The organism is Pseudoalteromonas sp. T1lg21 (assembly GCF_002964625.1).
Classification (GTDB): Bacteria; Pseudomonadota; Gammaproteobacteria; order Enterobacterales; family Alteromonadaceae; genus Pseudoalteromonas; species Pseudoalteromonas gelatinilytica.
In genome coordinates this window covers 23,192-35,157 of sequence record NZ_PQBX01000078.1, presented here as the reverse complement: position 1 = coordinate 35,157, position 11,966 = coordinate 23,192, and the positions used below count along the sequence as shown (strand labels likewise).

Annotated in this window: 15 protein-coding genes; 12 read left to right on the top strand and 3 right to left on the bottom strand. The window is 37.7% G+C overall.

Translation table 11 applies throughout. The features are described 5' to 3' along the window. Positions 1-108: 108 nt before the first annotated feature. The 3 genes from C2M25_RS21020 (at position 109) to C2M25_RS21010 (ending at position 2,029) form a co-directional block, all read left to right on the top strand. Positions 109-678 carry a hypothetical protein gene (locus tag C2M25_RS21020; RefSeq protein ID WP_158679771.1) on the top strand — a complete coding sequence of 190 codons (570 nt, stop codon included), beginning with the start codon at positions 109-111 and terminating at the stop codon, positions 676-678. A gap of 66 nt (positions 679-744) precedes the next feature. Then, positions 745-1,317 (top strand): hypothetical protein, encoded by a 573-nt coding sequence (locus C2M25_RS21015; RefSeq protein ID WP_105182061.1) that lies wholly within the window; start codon positions 745-747, stop codon positions 1,315-1,317. A 352-nt stretch (positions 1,318-1,669) separates the two neighbouring features. Continuing rightward, positions 1,670-2,029, top strand: a complete 360-nt coding sequence (locus C2M25_RS21010; RefSeq protein WP_105182060.1) for a hypothetical protein — start codon at positions 1,670-1,672, stop codon at positions 2,027-2,029. Positions 2,030-2,511: 482 nt separating this feature from the next. Here the strand turns inward: C2M25_RS21010 and C2M25_RS21005 are convergent, their stop codons facing one another. Next, entirely contained in the window at positions 2,512-3,555 is a 1,044-nt protein-coding gene (locus C2M25_RS21005; RefSeq protein ID WP_105182059.1) for an IS110 family transposase, read from the bottom strand. A gap of 171 nt (positions 3,556-3,726) precedes the next feature. Between C2M25_RS21005 and C2M25_RS21000 the strand changes: the two genes are divergently transcribed. The 9 genes from C2M25_RS21000 to C2M25_RS20950 all read left to right on the top strand — a co-directional run bounded on the left by C2M25_RS21000 (position 3,727) and on the right by C2M25_RS20950 (position 10,364). Continuing rightward, the gene (locus C2M25_RS21000; protein WP_105182058.1) at positions 3,727-4,314 is read left to right on the top strand and encodes a hypothetical protein; all 588 of its coding nucleotides are present in this window, start codon (positions 3,727-3,729) and stop codon (positions 4,312-4,314) included. 120 nt (positions 4,315-4,434) lie between these two features. Then, positions 4,435-4,944 (top strand): hypothetical protein, encoded by a 510-nt coding sequence (locus C2M25_RS20995; protein WP_105182057.1) that lies wholly within the window; start codon positions 4,435-4,437, stop codon positions 4,942-4,944. 785 nt (positions 4,945-5,729) lie between these two features. Continuing rightward, complete coding sequence (locus C2M25_RS20985) at positions 5,730-6,167, top strand: SUKH-3 domain-containing protein (RefSeq protein WP_105182056.1); 438 nt, start codon at positions 5,730-5,732, stop codon at positions 6,165-6,167. Positions 6,168-6,511: 344 nt separating this feature from the next. Further along, on the top strand, positions 6,512-6,733 hold the full coding sequence (locus tag C2M25_RS20975) for a hypothetical protein (RefSeq protein ID WP_105182054.1): 222 nt from the start codon (positions 6,512-6,514) through the stop codon (positions 6,731-6,733). Positions 6,734-6,840: 107 nt separating this feature from the next. Further along, entirely contained in the window at positions 6,841-7,374 is a 534-nt protein-coding gene (locus tag C2M25_RS20970) for a hypothetical protein (protein WP_105182053.1), read from the top strand. Between the two features lie 303 nt (positions 7,375-7,677). After that, positions 7,678-8,958 (top strand): tyrosine-type recombinase/integrase, encoded by a 1,281-nt coding sequence (locus C2M25_RS20965; RefSeq protein ID WP_105182052.1) that lies wholly within the window; start codon positions 7,678-7,680, stop codon positions 8,956-8,958. A 113-nt stretch (positions 8,959-9,071) separates the two neighbouring features. After that, positions 9,072-9,467 carry a hypothetical protein gene (locus tag C2M25_RS20960; protein WP_105182051.1) on the top strand — a complete coding sequence of 132 codons (396 nt, stop codon included), beginning with the start codon at positions 9,072-9,074 and terminating at the stop codon, positions 9,465-9,467. Beyond that, positions 9,464-9,895, top strand: coding sequence for a helix-turn-helix domain-containing protein (locus C2M25_RS20955; protein ID WP_105182050.1), 432 nt, complete (start codon positions 9,464-9,466; stop codon positions 9,893-9,895). The genes C2M25_RS20960 and C2M25_RS20955 overlap by 4 nt, the downstream gene beginning before the upstream one ends. 1 nt (position 9,896) lies before the next feature. Beyond that, the gene (locus C2M25_RS20950; RefSeq protein ID WP_105182049.1) at positions 9,897-10,364 is read left to right on the top strand and encodes a hypothetical protein; all 468 of its coding nucleotides are present in this window, start codon (positions 9,897-9,899) and stop codon (positions 10,362-10,364) included. 291 nt (positions 10,365-10,655) lie between these two features. Here the strand turns inward: C2M25_RS20950 and C2M25_RS20945 are convergent, their stop codons facing one another. Together C2M25_RS20945 and C2M25_RS20940 are read right to left on the bottom strand one after the other, a co-directional pair. Next, positions 10,656-11,537, bottom strand: a complete 882-nt coding sequence (locus C2M25_RS20945; RefSeq protein WP_105182048.1) for a site-specific integrase — start codon at positions 11,535-11,537, stop codon at positions 10,656-10,658. Then, positions 11,530-11,751: a hypothetical protein gene (locus C2M25_RS20940; protein WP_063704697.1), complete on the bottom strand. Its 222-nt coding sequence runs from the start codon at positions 11,749-11,751 to the stop codon at positions 11,530-11,532. The genes C2M25_RS20945 and C2M25_RS20940 overlap by 8 nt, the downstream gene beginning before the upstream one ends. Between the last annotated feature and the right edge of the window lie 215 nt (positions 11,752-11,966).

Sequence of the window (11,966 nt, the reverse complement as noted above, 5' to 3'; positions counted from 1 at the left end):
TAGTTATTTGACAAACTAATTATGGCTCTGGCTTTTAGCTAACCCACGAAAATGCGGAGGCTAGCACCTCGTGGGGAGTCATTATGTCTAGGTGCACAGGAGGTGTATTTGAAATTTCTAGCTCTTTTATTTCTATCAATACTTTCTGGTTGTAGTGTCGTTGTACACGATAAAACTAATGCTCCAATAGCGCTTTCCTTGATAGGAAGTTATTACCAAACAGTTAAAGATGGCTTTTTATACGAAGCAAGGTGCGCGGACATCAATGCGTCTATCCAATCAACAGAATGGTGTACTGGAATACAAGCTTTTGATTCGGGCAACGAATACTCTAAAACACCTACCAACTATCAGGCATATAAATCAGCTCAAGAAGAGTGGGATACCAAGCTATTTACTAAGTTAGCTTTTGAGAAACAGCGCTCAATAATTTCGGCCTTATCAAAAGGTACTGTTATTAAAATTACTAAATTAGTTCAGTACCCTTGGGGTACTAACGGTTATTATTGGGTTATTAGAGCAGAATTGATTAACACCGAAGGCAATCTGATAGAGGTAGAATTGCCAACAAATAGCGCGTTAGCTTTCCCTAGTTGGCTACAAGGTTATGGTGTGCAAGCGTTACCACAGTTGAAGCATGAGTATTTAATGCAATGTAAAAATGCTAAGTGCACCTAACAAGCAACTGAAGTCGTACGCTGGCGCTCATTGGGCGTTAGGTTTTACGGAAAGAAAGGACCCAACATGAAAAAATTTATTCTCTCCACTTTTTGTATTATTACTGTAGGGTGTGCAAGCACTGAACAAGGTGCTAGTTTTTCAGGAGCCTCGTTTGAATATATTGAACCAATAGGTTCTGATATTGCCTATTTACAGCTGGAAACTGAAGAAAAAACAGATGGTTTTGGGCTTGCTCCTTATCCCCATACCGCAATTATTTACGAGCTGTGTTCACGCGAAGGTGAAAATAGCACCTTTGGTTACGTTGGAGATATTAAGGTATCTACAGAGTTGAAGTTAGGAAACCCTGCAACTGTAAAAGTAGCATCTGGAAATCCTATTTTTGTAGCTTTTGGTTTAATACACCCCGTTAATGGCTATGAATGTACATCAAAATATATATTTACACCTGAGAGAGGTAAAACGTATTCAATGGTTAATTCCGTTAGTTGGTCTGAGTGTCCAACTAACGTAGGAGTTATCTCAAACGGTAATCAAGTTTTACCTATTAACGGTTTACAAGTTTTAGACAAAGCTACAAATTTACAGTTGGAAAATAAAGGCGTAAATGTAATTCGAAAGAAGTGTAAAACATAACAAGCTGTTTAAGCGTGGGACTGCAAAAGTTTGGCTCGGTTTCGATACGCTTTACATTTTAGCCAAACATTAATCAGCCCCTAACCGGGCGTTACCAAGGCCTTTCTTTTATAAAGAGCGGTCCTTCGGCTGTTCACAATTGCTTTTTATTTAGTCAAAGTAAAGTGTTTGCATAGTCAAGAAAACGACCCAATCGCTCGTTTTTATCCTGAGGTAAAAGCGAGAACTCCTAAATTTTAATAACACTGGTAATTAGTTAACAAGTTTGTTAGAAATAATCTAATAAGAAAAACGAGCTACGCTGTGGTAGAAAAACGCGCGATTAGCTCGCTATAAACATGTTAGGCATACAATGAAATTTACCTACGGAATTATATTATTGATGCTCAGTTCGGCATCTTTTGCGAGCGAATGTGAAGTTGATGAGACTAAATTTGCTGACCGAGTAAAACTCTTAGAACAGGGCTATAACAATTTTATTGTAACAGCACCAACTGAGTTAGAGTCAAAACCATTTCAAACAATGTATTTAGTTATCGAAAACAAAAATAAGGCTCCCTTAATTCAAGGGGAACTACGCACTACAATAAACAATGACTTGGCTATGGCTCACATTAATGTCACGAAGAATAGCGGGTTAAACGTACGTATTACTATTTATTGGGAGCCCCAAGGTGGTGGTTGCCCAATCATTGTTAGAAAAACGGTCTAAGTATGCCTAACACATATGAACCTTCTCGGGTCAAGTAAGCATAACGATTCTTTTTAGCTGCTTTAAGCAGCTAATTTGTCTTTGTAATCTTTTAAATCTGTTTATCTTCGGTATGTCTGTTAGCCGTTAAAAATCGTTTACGGCAAACACATATTGAGGGTCTCTTATTGCGATCTTATCGCTGCCTAAATCAGTTAATACATCAATTGCTTAGGGCCACTAGACATTTATCGGTTAACCTTAAACTGGCGCTACTCAAGGATATGGCTCATGTGTCCAGTTAGTTAAAGGCTCAGTTAAGGTGCAAACGATTTAATTCATTACAAAATTAATGCGCACCAATGAGGTGTCTAATCAAGGCCAAATAGCTATTACATCGACAACACTTACCTGCGAACACAGCTTTTGCTGACTAAAACACAAATAATGCGTGGTTGTTCATGCCTATCTAGTTAGGAGAGCAGCTCACCTCATTGTGCGACTTAGCTTTTTAAAAACCTTTCATCATCGAATACCGTCTTATTCTTCAACATAAAATACACACAACGCCCAAGCTTGTGGGCAAGGACAGATAACGCTTTGGCTTTGCTCATACGCTTTTGCAGTTTGTTTAAGTAACGACGAGCTTTGTCATTGCCGCGTAAATAGAGTACAGCGGCTTCGCTAAAGGCCCATTTTAAATGTCCATTACCAATCTTATTACCACTAGTACCATAGGTTTTACCAGCGGACTCGGCTTTACATTTCACGAGTCGGCAGTAAGAAGCGAACTTTTGTACAGATTCAAAGCGGTTAATGTCTCCAATCTCATACAAAATAGTCATCGCTAAAATAAGACCAATACCTGGGATGGTGCGAAGCTGAGTATAATAATTTGGCTGATGCTGCTTTGCTTTACCCTCTAAGTAATATTCAAGCTTTTTAAGCTCTTCTGCGTAACTATCGAGAATGGCGAGGTCGAAGTTGATATTGCGTTGAACGGCTTGGTCTTCAAAACGCGTTTGGAATTCTTGACGAACACATTTGTTCTTCATATGTAGCTCAAGTGCTGGATAGTTGTATTGGCTATTAGTGTTAACTATATGTGCTTTTAATTGTGCCCCATGTTGAACGAGCTTAGTTCTTCGACGGAGTAAATCACGAGTAGAACGCATATGTGCGGGGTAATTGTAAGCAAGTGGAAAGTTACCACCTCGTAATAGGATAGCAATTTTATATGAGTCAATTTTATCGTTTTTGGCTTTGCCTCCGTGAATCGCTTTCATGTAGAGGGCATGACCAAGCACAAAATCAATACCCTGTTCAGCACATAAGTCACTGACCCAATACCAGCAATGCATGCACTCAACACCAATAACGATATCTTCGAGGTAAGGGGAAATGAGTTTAAGTAATGCGGTTTTATCGGCTTTTATTTTCTGGTGAACAACTTTGCTGCCGCGATCATCAAGGATACAAACGTATAAAATGCGTGCATGTAGATCAATTCCACAATAATATTTATGATAATTAGTATAAAATTTCACTGAGCTTTCTCCTTTTGGTTTGGTCGCCTTGAAGTTTAGCTGTTCGCTAAACTTCGGGGAGAAGGTTCAATAAGTATCAAGTTAATTAAACAATGGACGCAAAAAAGCAGGCTTGCGCTCATTCTTCGCTTAGTTTAGCCTGCTATTTTTCGCCGTTTATTAAGGCGTTATATGGCTAGTGAAAGTATGCAGAAAATTTTAGTATTTTTAGTATTTTTAGTTTCTAGCTTTGTGAACGCTGAAACCGATCCTTGTGAGTCAAACCAATACCCAGTTAAATGGAAATCCAATTTAAGCCATCCCGAATCTTTCGAGTTACCTGCTATTTTCTATAAAACTAACAACTCAAAAGTTATTGTCTCTGCTTCAAAAGCAATAAACTTTGTTGAAAGAAATATGGCAACTCATAAACCTTATTTAAAAAATGCAAAAGCATTCATAATTCGTAGCTTGTCTGAATTACCTAAAGGCAAACTTGTTGATCATTCAAGTCTTTGGATACCAACTGAAGGATTGCGAGGGCAAGAATTAAATAAAGCAATTCATGTAATGGCAGGTTACCAAGGTTTATTCGAAGGCTTATTATTAAACAATGAAGCATCGATAAGAATTAATGAAAAATTGATTACCTCATCTAATATGGTTTATATGATAGGTAAAGACCCAGAACCTGTCCATGGTTTGGATTATATCCATAAACTTGTTGTTTCAAGCTCTAATAATATAGTATTTTCTAAATGTTGGCTTGACAGCAAATAGTCATATAGCAAGTTACTCAAAAGGACGCAAAACGCTTGGCTGACGCTAATTTTAGCCTGCTATTTTGCGGCGGTTAGGCAAGCGTTGCTGTTACCCGAATATTTTAGAAAAGGATTTATTATGAGAATTGGCTTTTTATTAATACCGTTAATTGTAAGTGGTTGTGCAGGCTTACCTAAGTATAAAGCTCCTTTAGCAAACCAGCCTACAGCGACACTAAAAATAAATCATGATTTCAATGCGCCTTTTCTTGGTTACTCTACATTTGTAAATGTTCACTCAGAAGAGGAATCATGTGGAAAATCGTTTGGTGCGGAAAGTGCAGCTCAATTAGTTATTTTGGATGACAGTAATCCTTTAATTTCGCCATTAAATCCAGATGGCGTAAATCTTGTTGCTGATAAAAAATACACCTTCATGATTATGTCTGTTGCAGGCATGAGCAATTGTACAACTTACGCTTCATTCAAGCCAAAAGCAGAGCAGAATTATGAAATAAACGTGTCGGGTAAGTTAGGTGCTTATGACTCATACTGTAAAGCTGAATTAGTCCGTATTGATGGAAAATCAAAAGAAGCTTCACCTATGCAATTCGATTATTATGGTAATTGCAGAGAATCGAATAACTAACACATAACAAGGCACTCAAGCAACGACGCAGCAGAGCTTATCGTTATGTTTTAATGGAGGAGTGGTGGACTTAGGAAACTGGGATAGCGCAATTATCAAAAGCCTGTCATGGGTAGCCTTAGGAATAATCGTAATAACTTCGGTTATGGCTTCACTATCTACAACCGCTAGTGATATTGCTGACTTATTTGTATCAAGTTTACTTTTTCTAGGTGTCTATTTACTTGTATCGTTGGTCGGGTGGCTATGTGTCGGCTTTCCTGTTCATTGGGTAATTTGTAAATATGCAAATGCTTCCTTCAAGATCTATATGGTAGTTAGTATTCTAGTAAGCTTAACGTTGTATTTTGTTCAAAGTCAGGATTCTGTATTATTTGCGCTGACTGCATTGTCCCAAGCAATGATATTTAGGTTCTATGTGTATAAGAAAACCTAACAAGCTGTTTAAGCATGGGACTGCTAAAGCTTGGTTCGATTTCGCTACCTTTGCATTTTAGCCAAACATTAATCAGCCCCTAACTGGGTGTTACCAAGGCCTTTCTTTTATAGAGCCGTCCTTCGTCTGTACACAATTGCTTTTCTATTTCGTCAAAGAATATAGCTTTTATAGTCAGGAAAACGATCCTATAGCTCGTTCTTGTCCTAAGAAAAAGCTAAAGCTCCTGCATTTTAGTAGTATTGGCAATTACTTAAGAAGTTTGTTACAAATGAGTCATTCAGAAAAGCGAGCGATACTGTGGTAGAAAAACACCCGATTTGCTCGCTATAAACATGTTAGGTTTTTAATGGACACCGAGCAATATATTCAGAAATTGTTTGACGACTCTGGTTGGTATGAAGGAAGAAATGTAAAAGTACAAACTAATGTTTTGGATTTATTTAAGCCAGCATACAAAAACGCAATAAGAGTTCTAAAAGAATACGGAGGTCTAACCGTAGGTGAAGTCGCTCCAGGTCGAGACTTTTCAGCGAGTGAAATTTGTTTTTACTCTAAAACTTTTGATTTAGGCAAAGAGTTTGATAAATATTGGACTAACATAAATAGCCTCTTCTCTGTTGCCTCAGCTCATCGAGATCACATGCAAATAGTTGTCGATGAATTTAATAACTTTTATATCTTTACAGATCCAGATGAGCAATTATATTTCGGTGGCTCGTTTCAAGATACAGTTAACAAAGTCTTACTTGGTATAAATTACGGAAATGCGCTAAGCAAAACCTAATTAAGTAATTATGAAAAGGACGCAAAACGCTTGGCTTGCGCTCCTTCGTTTCTAATTTTAGCCAAGCTTTATCCGCCCTCTATGTGGCGTTAGGGTTACAATCAGACAATGAAGTGGACTGAGCCTTGGGTTAAATCAATCCAAAAGCAAGAAAGATATAGCCTCATTTCAAAAGGGGTGTTAATCAGCTGCCTTATTTGGACGTTGTTTTTCGTTATTTTGGCAGTTGTAAGTCTGTTGACTAAAGATGACTTTATCAATCATCTGGTTAAAACTATTTGGATTGCGCCTGCAGGAGGTTTCATTTTAGCTTGGGCATGTATACGATCAGGTGGCTGTCACCAGTGAAAATTGATTCCGGCCCCAAAGGTCTTATTAGAATCAAAGCAGATAATATAACTTCGATACCTTGGGAGCTGATATCTTCGTATACTTTTATTGTTGACGGCATAGTTTTTAAGTTTACAGATGATAGTGAAATTACATTTTTATTACCGAAAGATATAGATCGAGATTTAATAGCAAAAGAACTTGAAGCACACTCAATCAAAAAAGGTGCTTTATAACCTTAACAAGGTAATTAAATCGAACAGAAAACATCAGGCCGTGTACGCTCTAAATTGTAGCCTGCCATTTTGTTCAGTTTATCAAGGCGTTAGGCATCAAGGAAAGTATGGGCGATAATATGAAGGTCGGAGACTGGGTCAGAAGCTATGGTTCAGGGATATGGAGAGTTCATCGAATTCTAGAACTCAATGATTTTGATATTCAAAGTCAAACTAACAAAGCTAGAACTGTTGTTTTCTCTTCACGCTTTGTAAACGACGCTTATAAGCGATCCTTTGCAACAGAATGCTGTGATTCAGCATTTGTTTATCATTTGCAACAAGCAGAGCGAGATGAACTCGATTCATTTATCAATCAGAATATTGATTTATATACTAAATTCAATGCTTATAAACCAAAATCCATTAACGCTATCTACAACGCAAAAATAAATATTCCAGTTTCAAAAAGTAAATCAGAGTTGGAAGATCTCTTAATTAGTTACCAATCATTATTTTTAGAGCAACTCTTTTGTCAGTTGAATTCTTCAGGTTTAGCATCAAGTGATAACAAAGGTTGGACGGCACAATTTGTAGCTAAAGATCATGAGACTGTTGATGGTAAATTAGTGTATAGCTTTTCAACGTTATTGACGCTTTAGGTTTTATAGAAACTAAGAATAGTATGTAAGTGTTTGATAGGGATAAGGAAAAATGGTCGGCATAGCAGGATTTGAACCTGCGACCCCTGACACCCCATAAAAATTAACTGTGTTCATACGTGTACAATCATGACCAAATGTGACCTATCGTGAAGTATCTAAATAAAACCTAAGTTATTGCTGTTGCTAATAATTGCGCTGTAAATTATACATAGTGAAGTAACGTGATAAATCGTGAGTTAGAACTAGTTGGTGCGATAACTGTGCGATAAATTTTTTAACTATGTGTTGGGTGTGCGAAAAATGGCGTCAATCAGAGCAAAATTAACGGAGTCAGTACTTAATAATATTCCTTTAGAAATTACTAAAATAAACGACACTGAAATCCCAGGTTTCTATCTGAACATTGGTAAGCCAAATAAAGATGGCGAACGTTCCCAAGTATTTTATCTTTATTATCGCTTAGGTGGCCGAGGTTCTAAAGAAAGAAGATTAGCCCTAGGTAAATCTTCAGTTCTAACAGTAGGTGAAGCCAGAAAGCTCGCTAAGCAATATATTGGTGATGTTTCTCGTGGAATAGATGTATTCCTTGAACAAAAAGAAAGAACCAAAGCGCAAAAACAAGAAGATGAAGCGCCAACGGTACAAGAATTAGCTACAGAGTTCCTAGAGCGCTATATCAAAATTAATCGTAAAGACCCAAGTGCAGTAGAGCGTATGTTTGAAAAAGACGTGTTACCAGCTATAGGGAAAGTTAAATTAAAAGACATTTCTCGCCGAGAAATACTAAGTAAAGTTCTAGACCCAATCACAGATAGGGGAGCTGGGACTCAAGCCAACAAAACCCTTTCAATATTAAAGCAGATGTTTGATTTTGCTGTTGAGCGTGACTTAATGCAGGGTAACCCAATTAGCACTGCCAAGAAAAAGAATGTTGGCGGTATTGAAAAGCCGCGCACTCGAGCACTTGAGTTTGAAGAATTGATACAGGTATTTGAGCGCTTGCCTAAGCTCGGTGTAAGTACCCAAGTAATTTATGCCCTTAAATTCATAGCACTTACTGGTTGTAGGCCGATAGAGATTACTGGTGCCCAGTGGCAAGAATTTGATTTTGAGAAGATGATGTGGACTATCCCTGCCGAGCGGGTAAAACAAAACAAAGGTGGGGACCGAACTCACAAAGTGCCCATCACCCACAATATGATAATTATGCTTGATGAGTTAAGAGCATCATTTAGCTATTTAGATTCAAAATATGTGTTTCCTAGCACTACATGCATCAATAGTGGACCTGGCGAACAGCCAATTGATCGTCATTCGCTTTCAAGAGCGGTTAGCCGTAAACTAGAAGAGTTAGGCGTTCCAAAATTCGTACCTCATGACTTACGCAGGACGATGGCTACACGTTTAGGTGATGACGATATTGGAACTGATCCTATTGTCGTTGAAAAAATTCTGAATCATCAGTTGCAGGGAATGCAAAAAGTTTATAATTTACAAGAGTATATTAAAAAAAGAGTTGATGCTCTTCACGCTTGGGATACCAAGTTTACCAATAAAGTTAGCAACTTTTCCCATCAGTAGCTGTTCAAATAAACAGTTACTAATTAGGAAATAAAGTTTGCATTTCTACTTATTGTATTGTTTAATTCGCGTGAGGTTTACATATATGTTAACTGAGGTCCTTGGGGAAATATGTGTCTAATAGTATAAGTAATAAATATAAGGGGGAACGTTTTACAGTTGTTCACTGCGAGGGGGCAATTGAAAGTTTCGAGGAAGCTTTACAAAGAGTAACACCCCACAATAAACAGAGATCAATCACAAGGGCTATGATTCAACTTATAGAACGTTTAGCAAATGGGCAAAGATTATCAAAAGATAGTTTTCCTTCAGAAGGTAACCTCCCTAAATCTTCTGGTAAGTTTTATGCATTTAAAAAGTTACCAATAAGAGCTTATTGTTGGCAGTCCAAAAAGCATGGTGGTACATACTTTATCAGTCATTATAAATATAAGGATAAAGGTAAGTTGCTCCAAAAGGATATAGAGAAAGTACATGCAAATTGGAGAAATATAGAGGAATCATTATGAGTGCAAAAAATATGTTTTACCCTTCAGGTACTATTTTTAGTAATGCTGAAGAGCGTGCTTATGCCCGAGAAGATCTTGTTTTTAATGTTACTGAAGATTTGCTAGTAATGTTAGAAGATTTAGAAGTTAGCAAGTCAGAGCTTGCGAGAAGATTGGGTAAGTCAAAGTCTTACGTTTCTCAAATATTAAGTGGTTCAAGAAATATGACACTGGGATCATTCTCTGATATTTGCTTCGCTTTAGGTTTCAAGCCAGAAATTAATATACCAGTAAAAGAACCTAAAAATGATTTTACGACTTGGCAAGTAACAGAAAAGCCAAAGCTAGTAAAAAATCTAAGTTATTTAAATATAAAAGATACTAAACGTATTAATAAATCTGAAATTAAACCTGCATGGTCAAATGTTCAATTGAAGGCTGTGTGTTAAAATGGCTCCAGAACTTAAAAGTTGCGTTGATAATTTGGAAATACAGTCTGTTATCCTTAAAAGTTTACTAGTGAACTTAAGAGACGATGTTGATGCTGAAGTTTTTGATGATGAGTGTATTGAACACCCACAAGAAATTAGGGCATTAAAACTGATTCGTCAATTCCAAAGGGAAGAAGATGATACTTGGTTTTATAGATTACATACAGTCATAGCTATAAGGTTTATCTCAGAAGAAGACACTAAAAAAGATAGTGGCGATGATTCGATCGAGCCTATTTTAGAAATTAGAGCGGAATTTGTAGCCCAATATGAGTCAAAGTGTGAATTGTCAGAAGAAGGGCTGAGCTTATTTGGTGAAAAATATGTTTTTTATCACGTATGGCCTTATTGGCGAGAAATTCTTCAATCGTCTTGTGCGAGGTTAGGTGTTCCTCCGCTTATGATTTCTCCTTTGAGAGTTTCATAAAGTTAGCATTTTACAAGTTCTCCCTAAAAAATTGCTATGGGAAAAATGATGAAGATTACACTAGGAGTTTTTCAGTAATTTCAGGCCTAAAATCTTCCATCTCTAATGAAACGGCCTTTAAATGCCGTTTCGTACTTTAACCTTGAAATTAACTATTCGTTTAGGCGATGATGATTACATTGCAGATCTTAATGTGGTTTAGAAGTAGTTATTTATCAATTGCAGGATGGCTTCAAAACTTAAGTAGTATAGCAAGGTTGTTATAGGTTATACGATACATGAAGTTTAGCCTTAATTTAAATAAACTTGCGTTATTTCAGCTCTGAAATGCCCCATTTCCTGTGAAACGGTCTCTAAGGCCGTCTCATATTTAAGTCCTAATCTTTTAAGCTCAACCATCCGCTCTTGAGCATAGCTATGCCTGAGGCCATGTGCGCCTGTGGAAAACAGCAAAGTGCGGTTGGAGGCTTTTGAAAATGAGTCCGACCACTTTTTACCGCCAGCAATATTATAACGCTGAGAATAGTTAATTTCTCTGTCTACTACTGTGATTGGTTGAGCTAAACGTTGTTGCTCGAGCTGATAGGCTAGGATATTGGGAATAAGTACATGTCGAACCAAGCCTCCTTTACCAACTACTGTGTAAAGTTCACCATTTCGGCCTTGCCATTTTGAGTCTAGAGCAGGGCGTTTATCAGGAGTTCGTTCATTAGCTTTGGCAAGTGTTAGTAGCTCATGAGCTCGAAGTCCGGCCGCATAGGCGATTTGTGTTGCGAGTTGATTTCTTTCCATTTGTCTATGTGAAATAGCTTTGGCTTGTTCTTTGGTGTAAGCACGAGAGCGCTTTATCTCATCTAAACATGACTTTACTCGGTAGAGTGTTTCTTTCGGTTGTAATTTACCGTTTAATTGCATCATTGCTTGAATAGCTTGGCGTTCCATATCCAGGGCTTTTTGACCAACGATCTCAGCTCTGTAATCAAGATACATACGTGCTTGCTGAATAGTCATAGCCTGAATACCATTAATGCCGATATCTTTAGACCAGTTGGCAACCGTTTTTAGCGACTGCATATAGTTCCTGGCAGTGCCCAAAGACTTTATGCGCTGTGCTTTGGTTAGTCCTTTAATAACATTTTTTGCTTGAGTTTCAGCTTTGGCGAATTTAGGCATTTTTATCGACCCACCTTTTAACAGTCGTCCATTCTACATTGACACCTCTCATTGCAAGCCAACGTTGTAATTCAGCTTTGCTTGCACCCGCTTCATAGAGTTTGCAAAGGTGAGTGCGGTATTTGTCCAGTTTGGATGATTTGTGACGTTTACGGGCACGTAGTTTAGTATGCGCTTTTAACAAAGCGACTTCAGTATTTGCATTAAAAGTCATGGCATTCTCCTAGGTTGTAAGATTAACTGGCAACTTGGTTGCTCAGCGACACTGAAGCCTATTCGCCCCTGTTTTTCGCACATGCAAAAGGCTCGGACTGATCTCGCCTTAATTTATTTCCTCTTTACGTGAAAGCGGCAGCAGAAAGCGCCGGTATAACGCCTTAAATGTGGCGTGAGACATGACTATTAAATTGAAAAGAGTGAGGGCCCTCA